This is a genomic window from Paludisphaera soli, assembly GCF_011064595.1.
GTDB classification, from domain to species: Bacteria; Planctomycetota; Planctomycetia; order Isosphaerales; family Isosphaeraceae; genus Paludisphaera; species Paludisphaera soli.
In genome coordinates this window covers 156,749-173,740 of the sequence record NZ_JAALJI010000014.1, presented here as the reverse complement: position 1 = coordinate 173,740, position 16,992 = coordinate 156,749, and the positions used below count along the sequence as shown (strand labels likewise).

The following is a 16,992-nucleotide window of genomic DNA, read 5'->3' as shown; positions in this document are numbered from 1 at the left end:
CGCCGAACGCGAAACCGGTGCTCCGGGTCCGGATTCCCGCCGGGGTCCGCGAAGTGAAGGTCGAGGGGGGGCGGATCGCCTTCAAGGCCGACGCCGGCAAGGGGATGGCCTCGGCGAAGGAGGTCCACGCTGATTTGAGATCCGAGGGCTGGAAGGAGCAGGTGGCGGCGTTTGAGGGGCCCGCCGGGGCCGCGAGCCTTCAGAAGGGCAACGTTTCCGTCACGATCTCGTACACCGACGTCGGCCTCGGCGACGCCGAGGTGACCCTGGACGCGATCGGGGCGACGCTCGCCCGGAAGCCCTGAGCCGTTGGGCCGGCCGAGAAGAAGACCCGGGGGGTGGAATCGCCCGCGAGGCCGCGTGATAATGCGCGACCTCGCGATGCCGCCGATCCGCCCGGCCGTGCCCGGCCGCCCTCTCCAGGTGATGCCATGCACTCGACGCCCTCCGATCACGACCTTTCCGCGGCCGGCCCGCCGCTGGCGCGCATCGCCTGGCTGACGGTGGCGATGCTCGCGCCGGTGGCCCTGCTGAACTACCTGGACCGGCAGATGCTGGCGGCGATGAAGACGTCGATGATGGCCGACATCCCGGACATCGCCAGCCGCGAGAACTGGGGCTTCATGCTCGGGTCGTTCAAGTGGGTCTACGCCCTCTTGAGCCCGATCGGCGGCTACATCGCCGACCGTTACAGCCGACGGCTGGTGATCGTGTCGAGCCTGTTCGTCTGGTCGGCCGTGACCTGGGCGACCGGCTACGTCACGACCTACGAGAGCCTCGTCGCCACCCGGGCCCTGATGGGGATCAGCGAAGCCTTCTACATCCCCGCCGCGCTGGCGCTCATCACCGACTTCCATCGCGGCTCCACGCGGTCGCGGGCGGTCGGCATTCATCAGACGGGGATCTACGCGGGCCTGATCCTGGGCGGTTTCGCCGGCCACGTCGCCGACGCTCCCGCGCTGGGGTGGCGGTTCGCCTTCCAGGCGAGCGGCCTGGTCGGCATCCTGTACGCCCTCCCCCTGCTGCTGGTCCTTCGCGACCCGCCCGCCCGGGAGACGGCGGCCGAACGCGCGCATCAGTCGGCCTCGCTCACGTCCGCGCTCGGGGAGCTGGCCCGCAACCGCGACTACCTGCTGCTGGTCGTCTATTTCACCCTCCCCGCGATGGCCGGCTGGGTGGTCAAGGACTGGATGCCCGACATCCTCAAGGAGCGGTTCGACCTGACGCAGGGGAATGCGGGGGTCTACGCGGTGCTTCCGGTCCAGATCGCCTCGCTGGTCGGCGTGCTCTTCGGCGGCTGGCTCGCCGACTCGGCCATGCGGCGGACCGTCCGGGGCCGGATCCAAGTCAGCGCCTTCGGGATGCTGCTGTTCCTGCCGGCGCTCTTCGGGGTGGGGTTCTCGGAGCACCTGGGCCTGGCGGTCGCCTTCCTGATCCTTTATGGGATCGGCTGGGGGTTCTTCGACTGCAACAACATGCCGATCCTCTCGCAGATCGTCCCGGCCGATCGCCGGGCCACGGGCTACGGCGTCATGAACCTGGTGAGCATCAGTTGTGGCGGCTTCGCCGACTGGGGCTTCGGCGCCCTCCGCGACCGGCATGCGCCCCTGGCTGTCATCTTCGGCGTCTTCGCCCTGATCGCGCTGGCCTCCGCGGCAGTCGTCCTCGCCATCCGACCTCGACCGGAACTCGTGGGCAGGGCGGGGGCCGAATCCTGAGCGGACGTCGATCAACGCCGGGAGTCCGAGCTAAGCCAAGGATTGGCTTCGATTTGGGTTCGTTCGTAGCGTCCATCGGCGGCGGGACTCGATCTAAGTTTAGAATTTAGAAACACTTAAGCTGTCTTCGAGGATTGGCTTCGTTCGACAGGATCGACGTCGTTCATTCCGCCGTCGGGCAAGGTTTGGACACAGCTCCGTCGTGAGCCGTGATTGGGTTCGATTTGGGTTCGTTCCTCGGGCGTCGTAGCGTGTTATGTGGTTTATTGATATGGGTTTACGGTGGATTTAGCTTGGGTTCGTTCGCGCGGAATCGAGTTGTTTCCGCGGGACCTCAGGCCGTAATCCTCGGTCCCCCGATCCCGTTGGTCGAATCCATGAAGGAACGCTTCTGACGAGGGATCTGCACGCGAGACACATCCAGGGTCGATCCTCGCGGCGCGCACCATCCTCCATCTTGTAGGGTGGTTCGAGATTCGGAGTCGGCGACGAAGATCGGCCCCTTTTGCTCGGAGCGACAATCCGGCGGGCTCGGCGAGGCTTGTCGGCCTCGCGGGTCGGTGGGTAAGGTGGAATCGCGTTGAGGTGCGACGTCCCCCCCTCGTCTTCACTGTCCCGGTTGCTGGTCCCCACCTTGTCGAGCCCTGAAATCGCCCCCCCGAACGACGCCCCGACGGACTTCTCGGCGGGCAAGTGGATCATCATCGGCCTGGCGATCCTGCTCGCCTCGGCCGCCGTGGGCTATCTCAGCTTCGCGCCGCCGATCGAGCCCCCGCCGCCGGAGGTGGCGAACGACCCTTTCCTGATGGAAGGGCGGAGCGTCTTCCTGTCGCGCTGCGTGCCGTGCCACGGCGTCGCCGGCAAGGGGAACGGCCCGCTGGCCGCCAGCCTCGGCGGCGAGCAGGTCGGCGACCTGACCGACGGCAAGTGGAAGCACGGCGAGAAGCCGGAAGACGTCCTCCGCGTCATCCGGGTCGGCGTGCCGGGCACGCGGATGGCCCCTTGGGGACCGCTGCTCGAAGACGCGCAGATGCGCTCCGTCGCGGCGTACTGCTACGCCCTGTCCAAGATGCCGGTCCCGGATTCGCTCCGGAAGCCCGAGGGCGAGCCGGCGGTCGGGCCGCGCTGAGGGCGGGGCCCGACCGGACGCCATGGCTCAGGCGAGGCGATGCTCATCTCCCAGGACCACGGCCTCGACCTCGATCTCGACGAGGGCCTCGGCGTCGATCAGGGCGGCGACCTGGACCATGGTCAGCGCCGGCCGGATCTCGCCGAAGATCTCGCCGTGCACCTCGCCGACCTCCTTCCATTTGGAGATGTCGGTGACGTAGATCCGCGTGCGGACCACGTCGGCCGGCTTGGCCCCCAGGGCCTCCAGCGCGGCGGTGATGATCTCGAAGGCGCGGCGGGACTGGGCGGCGAGCGTCGGCGCGTACTTGCCGTCGGCCTCGACGCCGACGGTGCCGGTGACATGGACCTGGTCCCTCACGCGCACGGCCCGCGAGTAGCCGATGACGCTCTCCCAGGACGAGCCGCTGGAGGCGTGCGTCCGGCCGTTCTGCTGGGTCGTGGTGATCTTCACTCTCGAGGTCATGGCTCTGGCTGGCTCCCTGGAAGTCCCCTGCGATCGTGGCGACGGATCCTGCGACGATCCGCATGCGGCCAGCGTAGTGGCCGTCACCGCGGCGGACAAGGCCCCAAACCTCGGTAGGCGGGGCTGGACGATCGGCCCTCCCGCCCCGAGAATGAATCCATACGACGAAGCGGGCGGTGAAGATTCGGCGTATGTCACAGGCGGGACGATCGATCCAGACATGAGCCCGGATTATTACGAACGACTGGGAGTCGACCCGGGGGCGACCCCCGCCGAGATCGAATCCGCGCTCAAGAAGAAGCAGCCCGCCTGGTCGATGGGAACCCGCAACCCCAAGACTCGCCACGCCAACCAACTCTACCTCGACGAGATCCCCGCCCTCCGCGCGGCGCTCCTGAGCGGGCCGGTGAACCGCTCGGCCTACGACGCCGAGCTGGCCGCCGCCGAGATCGCCCGTCGCGAGGAAAGGCTCGATGAATTGCACCGCCTGGTCCGCCTGCGAGCGGCCAAGGGGGGCCTGAACGCGGCCGACCGCGACCTCCTCCGCGGCGAGGCCGACCGCCTCGCGATCGACGCCGAGTCCCTCGACCGGCTGATGAAGCCGATCCCATTCCTGGTCGAGGACGGTCCCGCCGCCGACGAGGGCGTCCCGGACGCCGCGCCCCCCGCCGACGTGCTCGATCCGTCGACCCGTCGGCAGATCCGGATGGCCCTGGACCACCTTGACCGCCGCGACCTCTACGACGCGCTGGGGCTCTTCCGAGACGCCCCGCTCGTCGTGATCGCCTCGCGCGCCGACGAGGAGCGTCAGCGTTGGATGAAGAAGGCCCAGGTCACGGCCGAGAAGACCGCGTGGCTCGAGGTCGTCTCCCACGCCCAGACGCACCTGGGTAACGCGAAGTCGCGGGCCCGCTACGATCGGACCCTGATCCTGGAGGCCGAGGAGCGTTTCGAGCGGACGGCGGCGTTCGCCGTCCAGGGGCTCGTCCGGATCGATCCCGGGACGCACGTCGCCCTGATCGACGAGGCGGGATCGAAGGGCATCCCGCCCGATCGAGCCCACGGGCTGATCCGCCGGGCCTGCCTGAAGGCGGGCGTTTCGGTCGAAGTTCACGCGACCGCGCCCGCCCCAGCTCGGTCGACGGGTCCTGGCACGGGGAAGTCGGCCTACAAGATCCTCCGTTGCAGGAACTGCGCGGGGGTGACGGAGTTGAGCCCGACCGCGAGGGGCGTCGGCGCGGTGCGCTGCAAGCACTGCGGCGCCTCGCTCAAGTGGGACTGCCCGGTCTGCCGGCGCTCCAATCTGGTGGACGCGGCGCGTTGCGTCTGCGGCTTCCGCCGGTCGCTCCGCGAGCCGCTCGTCCAGCATTTCGCGGCGGCCCTGCACGCTTACCGTTCGCACGACCTGGCCGCCGCTCGCCGGCACCTGGAAGAGGTGCAGCGCTACGCCCCCCAGCACGTCGGAGCGAGGAACGGGATGGCGCGGATCGTCGATCGCGAGCGCGAAATCGACCAGCTCCGCATGGCCTTCGAGCTGGCCGAGGCCGGCGGCCGGCTCTCGGCCGCGGCCAAGGCGTTGGCGTCCTGGCGTCGGATCGTCGCGGCCGGCTCTCCCGAGGTCGCGGCGGCCCGCGATCGGATCGTCGAGCGGCTGCGGAAGGCCGAGACGCTCGCGGCGAAGGCTCGCCGCCTGGAGCGCGTGGACCCCGCCGAGTCCCGCCGGCTGTACGGTCGGAGCCTCGCCCTGGCGGCCGACCTCCCCGCCGCGCTGGAGGGGATCGTCCGATGCCCCCCCGACCCCCCGTCGAACCTCGACGCACGCGTGGTCGACGGCCGGGTCCGGCTCGCCTGGAGCCCCCCCGAGCCCGACGGGCTGGCCCCGCCCCGCTTCGTCGTGCTTCGGAAACCCGGCGGGCTGCCCGCGCATCCGGGGGACGGAGCCCGCATCGCCGAGACCTCGACCGCCGTGTTCGAGGATCGGGGGGTGGAGCCGGGCGCGACGGTCAGCTATGCGGTCCTGAGCAAGCGAGGGGAGGCCGAGTCGCTGGCCGCCGTGGCCGCCGGGCCGCTCGTCTTCCTGCCCGACGTCCGCATGCTCCGGGCGCACGCCCATCCTGGGGAGATCGTGCTGGCCTGGGAGCCGCCGGCCGGCGTCGCCGAGATCCGCGTGCTCCGCGGTCGCGAGGGCGTCCCCAGGGATCCTCGCGACGGCGACCGCGTCCCCGCCTCGCGCGAGGGGGCCGTGGACCGGGACGTGGCGGAGGGAAGGGTCTACCATTACGCCGTCTTCGCGATCTATCGAACGCCCGAGGGGGATCGGTTCCCCTCGCCGGGCGTCCTGGTCTCGGCGTCGGCCGACTCGCCGGCCTCGCCGGTCGGGCCGCCTCGGCTGACCGTCGAGGCGACGGGACGCCTGCGTATCGAGTGGGACGAGCCGGCGCGCGGCACGGTGCGACTGCGTCGGACGGCCGAACCGCTCGCCCCGGCACCGGGGACGGAGACGTCCGAGGCCCAGATCGAGGCCCAACCTGGCGACTGGATCGCCGCGACGGGACCCGGTCGCGCCGAGGATTTCGCCCCGCCGGGGTCGGCCTCTCGGTTCTACACGCCGGTCACCTCCTGGAACGGCGACCTGATCGTCGGTCGCGCAGCGTCCCTCTCGCGTCTCGCCGACCCGACGGACCTCCGGGCCGTGCGGCTCGATCCCCCCGCCGGGGCGCCGGGGGTGACGCGGGTGCAGCTCCGCTGGTCCTGGCCGCGAGACGCACGATCCGCCCGGGTCGCGGCCCGTCGCGGCGAGCCGCCCGACGGCCCGGCCGACCCGGCCGCCCTCCGTTTCGACGTGCCTCGCGAGACCTACGACCGCGGCGGCTCCTGGATCCTCCTGGCCCCCGCCCTGACGGACGGTGCCGATACCGGCGGCCCGCTGGGAAACCACTGGCACATCCGGGTTTATGCTCGCGACGACCGGGACGGGACGACCACGTTCTCGCCTGGCGTCGAGCCCACGGCGGAGACGGTCGCGCCCGGCCCCCATCCTGAGGTGACCGTCGCCTACCAATTGAGGCGGCCCTGGTTCCCCGGTCGGCCCTGGACGCTGACGGTCCGCACCGAACCGGCAGGGTCCGAGGTCCCGCCGCTCGTGCTGGTGGCGAACGAGCGAGCCGTCCCCGTCTCGGTCGAGGACGGCGACGTCCTGGCGAGGCTCCCGGCCGGCCGCGACGGGGGCCATTACGCCATCAATCCCGACCCCCGCCTCACCGTCGAAGGGGTCCGGGCGTTCCTCGACGCCTCCCGCGATCCCGACGGCACCCGGCCGATCCGCATCCGCCACCCCGAGATCGGCCGCGCCCGGGTCTGACGACGCCGAGATTGAAAGAGTTTCGTGAACGATCCTTAGGGTGAACCGGCCGGGCCGGGGCCGACCGCGTCGACTCGGTTCGTTCCCAGCCCCTCCGCGATCTGGTAGAATTGCGGGGATGGCCGTACACCGGAACCGGCTTGTCGGCCGCCAAGAGGGACCTCCCCCCCACCGCCGGCGGCGAAGATGGCTGAACTTGAGGAAGACGACGAGGCCCGACGGATGAATCGCTACAATCGCGACGCCGACGATTACTATGTGAACGTCAATCTGAATACCGAGATGGAGCTTCCGAGCAATCGCGACACGGTCCTGCATTTTTTCGAGCAGATGAAGAAGGGGTTCCCGGAGCTGCGCAATTTCCAGTCGCGCGACAACGGCGATCTCGTCCTGGAGAGCGACAAGGAAGAGGACGCCTATCGCACCGTGGCGATCGAGACGAGACGGCTGGCGTCCGGCTGCACGAATCCGGAGGCCCTCACCGACGCGTACCGGCAGCATGAGCTGCTGCTGGACCTCGCGCCGCCGCTGCTGTCGATCAGCCTGCTGGACTGCGAGGCCCTCGACGTGATGTTCGGCTTCGACTTCACCTACGACGGCAATCACGACGAGGTCGTCGCCGAGGCCCTGGGCGTCGGCAGCGCCCTCGAAGGGCTGCTCGAATCGCCCCGGTCGAAGAAGGTCGTGAACTTCGAGCCGTCGCTGACCCTGGCCCTCGACGACGCGTGCCAGCTCCAGGCCCGGCTCACGATTGAAACCCGCAGCAGCGCCTATCAGGTCCGCACGGGCGATTTCGCCGACGACCAGATCAGCCTCTACCTGACGATCCGCCAGTACTGGGGCAACGGCCCCGAGATGTCGTTCCTGGAGTCGTTCCGACGCCAGCGCGAGATCGGCGAGGAGATGCTGGAGCGCTCGGTCATCCCCCGGATCGTCCGTCCGCTGGCCCAGGTGATCGCCTCGCGCTGACGAGGATCGGTCGCTCGGTCCTGACCTCGTCCCTCCCGCTTCCGGACGCCCCCGATGAGCCGAAAGACTACGGTCGACCCCTGGGCGAAGGCGATTCGCCACCTGAAGAAGGTCGACCCCCACCTCAAGTCGGTCATCGGGCGCGTCGGGCCCTGCCTGCTCGCCCCCCGCGAGGATCGCCTGGGGACGCTCGTGGGCGCGATCGTCGCGCAGCAGATCTCGACCAAGGCGGCGGCCTCGATCAGCGAGCGATTGCACGCCCTGGCGGGCCGCCCTTACGATCCGCACCGATTGCTGGAACTCGGCGAGGAACCCCTTCGAGGCTGCGGGCTCTCCGCGAGCAAGGCCCGATACGTCCTGAACCTCGCCGCAGCCGTCGCCGACGGTTCGGCCCCTGTCGACCGATTCGACGACGATTGGGACGACGACGCGATCATCGCCGCCCTGACCTCGATCAAGGGGGTCGGCATCTGGACGGCGCACATGTTCCTGATCTTCGCGATGAATCGCCCGGACGTGCTGCCGGTCGGCGACCTGGGCGTCCGCGCGGCGATCAAGGCCATCCATGAGCTGGCCGAGCTGCCCAAGCCTCCGGATTGCCACGACCTGACCGAGCACTGGCGACCGTATCGCTCGGTCGCGAGCTGGTATCTCTGGCGGAGCCTGGACCAGCGCTGATCGTCAGCGAGGATGGTCCAGGTTGCCCACGGCCTGCATGACGGCCGTGCCGAAGTCGTTCTGGATGGGCCGAACTCCGGACGCCTGGACCATGAAGACGGCGACGATGCCTTCGCGAGGGTCCACCCAGAACTGGGTGCCGAAGGCGCCGTCCCAGCCGTAACTCCCCGCCCCACGAAACGTCGCCGCGCGGATCGGGTCGACGACGACCTCGACGGCGAAACCGAAGCCCATGCCCTCGGGCCGGCCCAGGCTCCCCTGGAAGCGATCGCCGACGTGGTTCGCCGACAGCAGTTCGACCCCGCGCGGGCTCAGGACCCGGCGTCCCTCCAGCTCTCCACCGTTGGCCAACATTTGCGCGAAGCGAAAGAAGTCCGCAGCCGATGAGATGAGGCCCGCAGCGCCCGAGTTATAAGGCGGGTCGAAGGCGAAGGAGTAATCGGCCTTCTTCAGTTCCGTCCCCTCCCGCGCGTGCAAGGACGCGTATCGCGGGGCCTGGTCGGCCCGGACGACGAAGGAGGTGTCGTGCATCCCCATCGGGTCGAAGAGACGCTCGCGGAGGAAGTCGTCGAACGGCCGCTCCGAGGCCACTTCGACGATCCGCGCCAGCGTGTCGATCCCGGCGAACGGGCTGTACGCCCATCGTGAGCCCGGCTCGAAATCCAGGGGAGCCGTCGCGATCCGCCCGACATAGTCGGCCAGCGTGTCGCCCTTTTTCGGGAAGGTCGAATCGCCAGGAAGCTGCTTCTGACCGAGTCCGCCGCTGAGCAATCCCGAGGTGTGCGTCAGCAGGTCCAGGACCTGGATCTCGCGGCTTGCCGGGACCAGCTCGACTCGGCCGTCACGCTCCACGGCCACTCTCGGGTTGCGGAATTCGGGGATGAAGCGGGAGACCGGATCGGTGAGCCGGACCTTGCCCTCCTCGATCAAGATGACGACCGCGGCGGCCGTCACCGGCTTGGTGGTCGAAGCCATCCGGAAGAGGGCCTCGCGAGTCATCGGGGCCCCGGACTGGACGTCCAGGGCGCCCTGGGCCTCGAAGTGGACGATCCGCCCGTGACGGGCCACAAGGGTCACCGCTCCGGCGATCTCGCGGGCCTCGATCCGACGCCGGACGGCCTCGGAGATCCGGGGGAGCCGTTCGGCGACGACGCCGACCCGGGATGGGTCGTCGATGACGAGATCGGCCCCCTGACCGACGGCGTGCGTGGTCCAGGGGGCCGTGAGGAGGATCGATAGGGCGGCGACTCGGCGAAGGGTCATGGCGCGACGGTTCCGAAGGACCGATAGAAGCGGCTCACCAGCGACGCCATCCTCGGCCGCCCCAGACGCGAGGACCGACCGGCCCGTAGAAGCCGGGCCCCCAACCGGGACGGACGACGGGGTAGGCGCGAGGCACGATGACGGGGGCCGGCGCCGCGTAGTATCCCGGATTCGTCACGATCACGCGGGAGGTCGGTGCCACGACGGTGTAGGGGCTGGCGACGACCGGGCCCAGCGAAGGCGCCAGGAACGGCGACGAGCCGAACGCCACGTAGCCAGGGCCGCCCGTGACCACCGTCCCGCCCCAGTACTGGGCCCGCGCGTCGACGGCGCTGAAGGCCGCAAACGCAGAGGCCAGGATCAATATCTTGGATCGCATCGGAATCTCCGTGGTGAAATCGAGGAAGTCGCGGCGGAAGGGTGCCCGCCGTGCTCATCTGTAATTTCATTACGCAAATTCGCGGCCGTTGGTCGGGGCGGCGAGGCTCAGGACGTGGCCGGATCAGTTGAGGATCTCAAGCTTGGGCATCTTGGGGTTCTTGAGATTCCGGATGCTGATCTGCGCGGCGAGGTTCTCCACCATCGCCATCAGGTAGGGCTTCGAGGGCGAGCCGTCACGGAAGGCCTGGTCGATCCGGCCGACGTCGCCGCTCTCGCGGAGGAAGAGGTTGAGGGGCACTTCGCCGAGGAACGGGACCTGCATCGCCTCGGCCTTGCGCCGGGCCCCACCCTGGCCGAAGAGATACGCACGCTCGTCGCCGGCCTCGTCGAAGAAGCTCTTGCCCTCGACGAGCTTGCGGGCCTCGGGCCCGCCGCGATCCTGGAGATAGGCCAGGACGTCGAAGAAGGACATGTTCTCGATCATCCCCAGCACCGGCACGCGGAGTTGCCGGAACATGGCGATGGCCCGAACGGCGTCGAGCAGGGCGACCTCCTGCGGGGTGCAGACGACCACCGCCCCGGTCAGCGGGAGGGTCTGCGAGAGCGTCAGCGGCACGTCGCCCGTGCCCGGCGGCAGGTCGATGACCAGATAGTCCAGCTCGCCCCAATCGACCTTGCGGAGGAACTGCTGCATGATCCCGTGAAGCATGGGCCCGCGCATGACCACGGCCTGCTCGGCTTCCAGCAGGAAGCCCATCGACATGAGCTTGAGACCGGCGGCCTCGATGGGGACGATCTGCTCGCCGCGCGCCATCGGCCGGCCGGAGGCACCGAGCAGGTGGGGGATCGAGGGCCCGTAGACGTCGGCGTCCATGAGGCCGACCGATGCGCCGTGAGCCTTCAGGCCGAGGGCGATCGTCGCCGCCATCGTCGACTTGCCGACGCCCCCCTTCCCCGAGCCGACCGCGATCACGTTCTTGACGCCGGGGATGTCGCCGGCTTCGGCGGCACCCTTGCCCCGGACCTCGGCGGTCATGTCGATCTGGATCGTCAGTCCGGCGGGGAGGCGAGCCTGGAGGGCGGACCGGACGTCGGCCTCGATCTTCGCCTTCAGCGGGCAGGCCGGGGTCGTGAGGTTGACCGTCAGCGCAACCTTCCCCTCGCCGATCCGGATGTTCCGGATCATCCCCAGGTCCACGAGGTCCCGGCCGAGGTCGGGGTCCTTGACGCCTTTCAGGGCCTGCAGCACGTCCTTCTCGGTGAGCACGATATCCGACTTGCCCAACATTCCGCGTCATCCCCGCATTACGACGACCCGATGCCAATTCCCCGGTGATCCGACCGCTCCGCATCCTGCCCGCGACTCGACGAGTCCATTCTAGGGGAATGTCCCGTCGGCGACTAGGACTCCAGATCGGGGCCGCGCCGCTCCGCACAGGCCTCCTGCTCCGCGAGCCAGGCGACGGGGTCGAGGATCGGGTCCGCCGGCGGCACGCGGGTCCACCCTTCCCGCGCGATCCGATCGGCCCCAAGCGCGATCCAGCGGTCCAGCCATCCCGCCACCTCGGGCGGCGTCACGGACCCCGACGCGGCGTGGACGGCCCCGAATTCGGCAGCCAACTCGCGGACCGACGGCCGATCCGCCGGGTCGAGGACCAGGATCAAAGATCCGTTGCAACGGGATTGCAGCTCGGCGAGGTCGCGCAATGCCCGCTCGGGATCGGGCCCGACCTCGATGAGTACCACGGGCGAGGACGTGGCCGCGATCGCGTCCAGCAGCTCGGCCGTCGTCCTCGTCTCGAACCACGAGACTCGAGTGTCGTCGATCCGGGTCCGAAGCCGTCTCGCCCATGCCCCCGTGCGTTCGTGGATGACGACCGTGATTCGGTGCCCGGGCGACTCGCCGTGCATCCTTTCCATGAGCAAAATCCTCCCGGATAGACGACCTGGATGAATTCCGAGCCTTGTGAAGAACTGCATCGCCTCGGCCACGCTCTTGGCTCGCACCCAGTGGCGAGACGGGCGACCCGACTGCTGTTGAATTCGCGTGCGCCTTGAGATCCGAGGCTCGAACCGGCCCGCTCGCAACTCCGCGGGCGGGGCGGCCCGTTCGCATTCGCGGGGACCGCTCCTTTACCCCGGATCGGAACTCCTGATAAGATTTAACAAAGGTTCCTCGCCCGCGGCCTCTCCGTAGCGAGGCGGATAGGGGACGCGGTCGGCCGCTTGAGGGACGCACGATGCGCGAAGGTCGGAACGTCGGGATCGGGCTGGCTGTCGGGTGCTGGCTGGCCCTGGGCGCCTGGGGTTTCGTCCGGGCCGACGATCGGCCGACGACGGAGAAGGTCGACTTCAATCGCGAAGTCCGGGCGATCCTCTCCGACAAGTGCTTCCACTGCCACGGGCCCGACCCGAAAAACCGCAAAGCCGGGCTGCGGCTCGACACCAAGGACGGCGCGTTCGGCGAGACCACGACGGGCCTCCACGCCATCGTCCCCGGCGACATGGGGGAGAGCGAACTCGTCGCCCGGATCACCAGCGAGGACGACGGCGACCGCATGCCGCCCCGCTCGCTGGGCCGAGAGCTGTCCCCTCGCGAGGTCGAAGTTCTCACGCGCTGGATCCAGCAGGGGGCGGAATGGAAGGACCACTGGGCCTTCATCCCCCCCGAGCGGCCCCCCGTGCCCGAGCCGACCGCTGGGGGCTGGGCCGCCAACCCCATCGACCGGTTCGTCCTCGCCCGCCTGGAATCCGAGGGCCTCGCCCCGTCTCCCGAGGCCTCGCGCGAGCGGCTGATCCGCCGCCTGAGCTTCGACCTGACGGGGCTGCCGCCGACGCTCGACGAGATCGACGCATTCCTCGCCGACGCTCGACCGGACGCCTACGAGAAGCTCGTCGACCGGCTGCTGGCGTCGCCGCGGTTCGGCGAGCGCATGGCCGTGGACTGGCTCGACGTGGCCCGCTACGCCGACACCTTCGGCTACCAGGCCGACGTCTACCGCGCCATGTGGCCCTGGCGCGACTGGGTGGTCGGCGCCTTCAATGCGAACCTGCCCTACGACCGGTTCATCACCTGGCAGCTCGCGGGCGACCTCCTTCCCAACCCGACGCGCGAGATGATCCTCGCCACCGCCTTCAACCGCCATCACCGGCAGACCAACGAGGGGGGATCGATCGAGGCCGAGTGGCGGACCGAGTACGTCGCCGACCGCACGATCACCTACGGCTCCGCGTTCCTCGGCCTGACGCTGGAGTGCGCCCGCTGCCATACGCATAAGTATGATCCGATCACGCAGAAGGACTTCTACTCGCTCTTCAGCTTCTTCAACAACATCGACGAGTCCGGCCTCTACTCCCACTTCACCCCCGCCGTCCCCACGCCCACGCTCTGGCTCGCCGACGATCCACGCGAGAGGGAGCTGGCCCAGGCAGGCGAGCGCGTGCGATCCGCCGAGGCCGAACTGACTCGACTCTCGGATGAGCAACGAGCCGCCTTCGAGCTGTGGTTGAGCGGCCGCGATCGAAACGGCCGGCCGGCGGCCGCCTTGCCCGGCCGCATCGGCGACTTCCCGCTCGACGCGCTGGAAGGCGGGAAGACCGCGAACCGCGTCGATCCGGCAAAGCTCGGCTCGGCGGCCGAGGGTCCGAAGGTCGTCCCGGGGCGAGTCGGCCAGGCCTTTCGGTTCGACGGCGAAAACAGCGTGACGCTGCCGATGGGGAACTTCGACCGCGACCAGCCTTTCTCGCTGGCGCTCTGGGTCAAATCGCCCGATCGGAAGGATCGGGCCGTCGTGCTCCGTCGGTCGGCGGCCTGGACCGACGCCGGCAGCCGAGGCTACCAATTGCTCATCGAGGACGGCCGGCTCACGGCCGCGCTCGTCCATTTCTGGCCCGGGAACGCCGTCGGCGTGGCCGCCCGCGAGCCGCTGGCCCTCGACCGCTGGGTCCACGTGGCCCTCACCTACGACGGTTCAAGCCGGGCGTCCGGGTTGAGGCTCTACCTCGACGGTCGACCAGCCGAACTGGAAGTCGTTCGCGACAAGCTCACCAAGACCATCACGGGCGGCGGTGCCGACGACCTGGTGATCGGCCAGCGGTTCCGCGACCGGGGGTTTCAGGGGGGCGAGGTCGACGAACTTCAGGTCTTCGACCGGGAGCTGACTTCGGTCGAGGTCGCCCAGATCCACGACGGCCGGTCCCTTAACGAACTCCTGGAAGCGGACCCCGCGGGGCTCTCGCCGGACGACCGTTCGCGACTTTTCGCCTACTACCTCGCCGTCGCAAACGTCGATCACAAGTCCCGCCTGGCCGCCGTCCGCGACGCTCGCAAGGAACTCGCCCGGCTCGCCGACCCGATCGACGAGATCATGGTGATGAGGGAGATGGCCGAGCCCAGGCCGACGTTCGTCCTGAACCGGGGCGCCTACGACGCCCCCGGCGAGCGAGTGACCTCGGCGACGCCGGCGAGCCTGCTCCCCTTCCCGGCCGATCAACCCCGCAATCGCCTGGGCCTGGCGCGCTGGACGACCGATCCCCGTAACCCCCTGACGGCCCGGGTGACGGTCAACCGCTGGTGGCAGTCGCTGTTCGGGCGCGGGCTCGTCGCGACCCCCGAGGATTTCGGCTCGCAGGGCAGGCTCCCCTCGCACCCGGAGCTGCTCGACTGGCTGGCCCGCGAACTCGTCGACTCGGGCTGGGATGTGAAGCGGACAATGCGGCTGATGGTGGCCTCGGCCACCTACCGGCAATCGTCGGACGCGACGACCGAGCTGTTCGCCCGCGATCCGGACAACATCCTGCTGGCCCGCGGGCCTCGCGAACGCCTCTCCGCCGAGATGGTCCGCGACAACGCCCTGGCCGCGAGCGGGCTGCTGGTGGGGACCCTGGGCGGGCCGCCGGTCAAGCCGTTCCAGCCCGACGGGTTGTGGGAGGAAAAGTCGAACCTCCCGTACGTCCGCGACGTCGGCCCGGGGAGCCACCGCCGGAGCCTCTACACCTACTGGAAGCGGACCTCCCCGCCGCCCGCCATGCTGACCTTCGACGCCGCCAATCGCGAGGTCTGCGCCGTGAAGCGGCAGCCGACGGCCACGCCCTTGCAGGCGCTGGTCCTCCTGAACGACCCCCAGTTCGTCGAGGCCGCTCGCGGGCTGGCCGAGCGCTCCTTCCGAGAGGGAGGGACGACGCCTCGCGACCGCGTGGGCTTCGTGTTCCGGGTCCTCACCGGCCGTCGCGCCGACGAGGGCGACCTGGCGATCCTGGAGGGCCTCTACCGCGAGCAATACGACGAGTTCGCCTCGGGACGATCCGACGCCGAGAAGCTGCTCGCCGTCGGCGACGCCCCGCGCGACCCGGCGTTCGACCCCGCCGGCTGCGCCGCGATGACCGTGGTGGCTCAGGCGTTGCTGAGCTACGACGAGACCGTCACGAAGCACTGAGAGGAGCCTCCCGGCCATGTCCCAACCTCGCGAAATCGGCGACGACCCCCGCCTGTTCGGCACCCGTCGCCATTTCTTCTCGCGGACCAGCCTGGGGCTCGGCGGCGCGGCCCTCGCCACCCTGATGGGTGGGGCGGCCGATCCATCGCCGGCCGCGTCGCCCGAGGCCGCTCGGGGAGCCCTGGGAGGGCCGCATTTCGCCCCGAAGGCGAAACGGGTCATCTACCTGTTCATGAGCGGCGGACCGTCGCAGCTCGACCTGTTCGACTACAAGCCGCTGCTCAACAAGATGAACGGCCGGGACCTGCCGGACTCGGTGCGACAGGGCCAGCGCCTGACGGGCATGTCCTCGAATCAGGCGGCGCTGCCCCTGGCCGGCTCGCTGTTCGGCTTCAGCAGGCATGGCGACTCGGGGGCCTGGATCAGCGACCTCCTGCCGCACACGGCCCGGGTGGCCGACGACCTCTGCTTCATCCGCTCGCTGCACACCGAGGCGATCAATCACGACCCGGCGATCACGTTCTTCCAGACCGGCTCGCAGATCGCCGGGCGGCCGTCGATGGGCGCCTGGCTGAGCTACGGCCTGGGATCGATGAATGAGAACCTGCCGACGTTCACCGTGCTGATCAGCCGCCGTCCCGTCGACCAGCCGCTCTACTCGCGGCTCTGGGGCAACGGGTTCCTGCCGTCGATTCACCAGGGGGTCCAGTTCCGATCGGGCGCGGAGCCGGTGCTCTACTTGGAAAATCCGCCCGGCACGGGCGCCGCGAGCCGTCGCAAGATGCTCGACCGCCTGGGGGAGTTGCACCGGAAGGAGTACGAGGCGAACCTGGACCCGGCCGTCGCCGCGCGGATCGCGCAGTACGAGATGGCCTACCGGATGCAGACCTCGGTGCCGGAGGCGGCGGGCGTCGCGAGCGAGCCGGAACATATCTACGACCTTTACGGTCCCGACGCCCGCAAGCCGGGTAGCTTCGCGGCCAACTGCCTGCTCGCCCGCCGACTCGCCGAGAGGGGCGTCCGCTTCATCCAGCTCTATCATCCCGGATGGGACCACCACGGCGGCCTCCCGGCCGGGATCCGACAGCTTACCAAAGAGACCGACCAGGGCTGCGCGGCCCTGATCCAGGACCTCAAGCAGCGCGGGATGCTCGACGACACCCTCGTCCTCTGGGGCGGCGAGTTCGGCCGCACGAACTACAGCCAGGGTAAGCTCACGCCCACCGACTACGGCCGCGACCACCACCCGCGCTGCTTCACCGCCTGGGCGGCCGGCGGCGGCGTGAAGCCGGGCTTCACGTTCGGCGAGACCGACGAATTCGGCTACAACGTCGTAGCCGATCCCGTCCACGTCCACGACTTCCACGCGACCGTCCTGGCGCTGCTGGGCATCGATCACGAGCGGCTGACTTACAAGTTCCAGGGCCGTTACTTCCGGCTCACCGACGTGGCCGGCGAAGTCGTCAAGGACGTGATCCGGGGCTGACAAGGCCGGGTCATCGCGCCGTGCACCAGAGATCGAGGCCCGCGTCGACGATCTCGCCGATCCAGCCGCAGAACCCGGACGCGAAGGTCGCCTCCGCGTCCCGGCCT

The 16,992-nt window shown here is 69.5% G+C and carries 13 protein-coding genes; 8 read left to right on the top strand and 5 right to left on the bottom strand.

All coding sequences use genetic code 11. The features are described from left to right. Positions 1-17: 17 nt before the first annotated feature. The 3 genes from G6O68_RS18335 to G6O68_RS18325 all read left to right on the top strand — a co-directional run bounded on the left by G6O68_RS18335 (position 18) and on the right by G6O68_RS18325 (position 2,847). Positions 18-305 carry a hypothetical protein gene (locus G6O68_RS18335; RefSeq protein WP_165250088.1) on the top strand — a complete coding sequence of 96 codons (288 nt, stop codon included), beginning with the start codon at positions 18-20 and terminating at the stop codon, positions 303-305. 126 nt (positions 306-431) lie between these two features. Then, entirely contained in the window at positions 432-1,718 is a 1,287-nt protein-coding gene (locus tag G6O68_RS18330) for an MFS transporter (protein ID WP_165250087.1), read from the top strand. A 634-nt stretch (positions 1,719-2,352) separates the two neighbouring features. Beyond that, a complete protein-coding gene (locus G6O68_RS18325; RefSeq protein ID WP_165250086.1) occupies positions 2,353-2,847 on the top strand; it encodes a c-type cytochrome in 495 nt (164 codons plus the stop codon). A 27-nt stretch (positions 2,848-2,874) separates the two neighbouring features. Here G6O68_RS18325 and G6O68_RS18320 read toward each other — a convergent pair whose 3' ends face one another. Next, complete coding sequence (locus G6O68_RS18320) at positions 2,875-3,312, bottom strand: RidA family protein (RefSeq protein ID WP_165250085.1); 438 nt, start codon at positions 3,310-3,312, stop codon at positions 2,875-2,877. Positions 3,313-3,532: 220 nt separating this feature from the next. On the opposite strand from G6O68_RS18320, the gene G6O68_RS18315 reads away from it, so the two are divergent. The 3 genes from G6O68_RS18315 to G6O68_RS18305 all read left to right on the top strand — a co-directional run bounded on the left by G6O68_RS18315 (position 3,533) and on the right by G6O68_RS18305 (position 8,320). Further along, positions 3,533-6,673 carry a hypothetical protein gene (locus tag G6O68_RS18315; RefSeq protein WP_165250084.1) on the top strand — a complete coding sequence of 1,047 codons (3,141 nt, stop codon included), beginning with the start codon at positions 3,533-3,535 and terminating at the stop codon, positions 6,671-6,673. 222 nt (positions 6,674-6,895) lie between these two features. Then, positions 6,896-7,642 (top strand): hypothetical protein, encoded by a 747-nt coding sequence (locus G6O68_RS18310; protein WP_165250083.1) that lies wholly within the window; start codon positions 6,896-6,898, stop codon positions 7,640-7,642. A gap of 54 nt (positions 7,643-7,696) precedes the next feature. After that, positions 7,697-8,320: a DNA-3-methyladenine glycosylase family protein gene (locus G6O68_RS18305; protein WP_165250082.1), complete on the top strand. Its 624-nt coding sequence runs from the start codon at positions 7,697-7,699 to the stop codon at positions 8,318-8,320. A 3-nt stretch (positions 8,321-8,323) separates the two neighbouring features. On the opposite strand, the gene G6O68_RS18300 is transcribed toward G6O68_RS18305, so the two are convergent. The 4 genes from G6O68_RS18300 to G6O68_RS18285 all read right to left on the bottom strand — a co-directional run bounded on the left by G6O68_RS18300 (position 8,324) and on the right by G6O68_RS18285 (position 11,884). Beyond that, the gene (locus G6O68_RS18300; RefSeq protein ID WP_165250081.1) at positions 8,324-9,583 is read right to left on the bottom strand and encodes a serine hydrolase domain-containing protein; all 1,260 of its coding nucleotides are present in this window, start codon (positions 9,581-9,583) and stop codon (positions 8,324-8,326) included. 34 nt (positions 9,584-9,617) lie between these two features. Beyond that, complete coding sequence (locus G6O68_RS18295; RefSeq protein WP_165250080.1) at positions 9,618-9,962, bottom strand: hypothetical protein; 345 nt, start codon at positions 9,960-9,962, stop codon at positions 9,618-9,620. A gap of 123 nt (positions 9,963-10,085) precedes the next feature. After that, the gene (locus tag G6O68_RS18290; RefSeq protein WP_165250079.1) at positions 10,086-11,252 is read right to left on the bottom strand and encodes an Mrp/NBP35 family ATP-binding protein; all 1,167 of its coding nucleotides are present in this window, start codon (positions 11,250-11,252) and stop codon (positions 10,086-10,088) included. Between the two features lie 113 nt (positions 11,253-11,365). Next, positions 11,366-11,884: a hypothetical protein gene (locus tag G6O68_RS18285; RefSeq protein ID WP_165250078.1), complete on the bottom strand. Its 519-nt coding sequence runs from the start codon at positions 11,882-11,884 to the stop codon at positions 11,366-11,368. Between the two features lie 320 nt (positions 11,885-12,204). Here G6O68_RS18285 and G6O68_RS18280 point away from each other — a divergent pair, with 320 nt between their 5' ends. After that, a complete protein-coding gene (locus G6O68_RS18280) occupies positions 12,205-15,399 on the top strand; it encodes a DUF1553 domain-containing protein (protein ID WP_165250077.1) in 3,195 nt (1,064 codons plus the stop codon). A 16-nt stretch (positions 15,400-15,415) separates the two neighbouring features. Further along, positions 15,416-16,885, top strand: a complete 1,470-nt coding sequence (locus G6O68_RS18275; protein WP_165250076.1) for a DUF1501 domain-containing protein — start codon at positions 15,416-15,418, stop codon at positions 16,883-16,885. Positions 16,886-16,992: the final 107 nt, after the last annotated feature.

Bases quoted from the DNA above. Each gene is read 5' to 3' on its own strand.
- G6O68_RS18320 (WP_165250085.1), bottom strand. From the start codon at position 3,312: ATGACCTCGAGAGTGAAGATCACCACGACCCAGCAGAACGGCCGGACG.
- G6O68_RS18295 (WP_165250080.1), bottom strand. From the start codon at position 9,962: ATGCGATCCAAGATATTGATCCTGGCCTCTGCGTTTGCGGCCTTCAGC.
- G6O68_RS18275 (WP_165250076.1), top strand. From the start codon at position 15,416: ATGTCCCAACCTCGCGAAATCGGCGACGACCCCCGCCTGTTCGGCACC.
- G6O68_RS18285 (WP_165250078.1), bottom strand. From the start codon at position 11,884: ATGGAAAGGATGCACGGCGAGTCGCCCGGGCACCGAATCACGGTCGTC.
- G6O68_RS18330 (WP_165250087.1), top strand. From the start codon at position 432: ATGCACTCGACGCCCTCCGATCACGACCTTTCCGCGGCCGGCCCGCCG.
- G6O68_RS18300 (WP_165250081.1), bottom strand. From the start codon at position 9,583: ATGACCCTTCGCCGAGTCGCCGCCCTATCGATCCTCCTCACGGCCCCC.
- G6O68_RS18280 (WP_165250077.1), top strand. From the start codon at position 12,205: ATGCGCGAAGGTCGGAACGTCGGGATCGGGCTGGCTGTCGGGTGCTGG.
- G6O68_RS18310 (WP_165250083.1), top strand. From the start codon at position 6,896: ATGAATCGCTACAATCGCGACGCCGACGATTACTATGTGAACGTCAAT.
- G6O68_RS18305 (WP_165250082.1), top strand. From the start codon at position 7,697: ATGAGCCGAAAGACTACGGTCGACCCCTGGGCGAAGGCGATTCGCCAC.
- G6O68_RS18315 (WP_165250084.1), top strand. From the start codon at position 3,533: ATGAGCCCGGATTATTACGAACGACTGGGAGTCGACCCGGGGGCGACC.
- G6O68_RS18290 (WP_165250079.1), bottom strand. From the start codon at position 11,252: ATGTTGGGCAAGTCGGATATCGTGCTCACCGAGAAGGACGTGCTGCAG.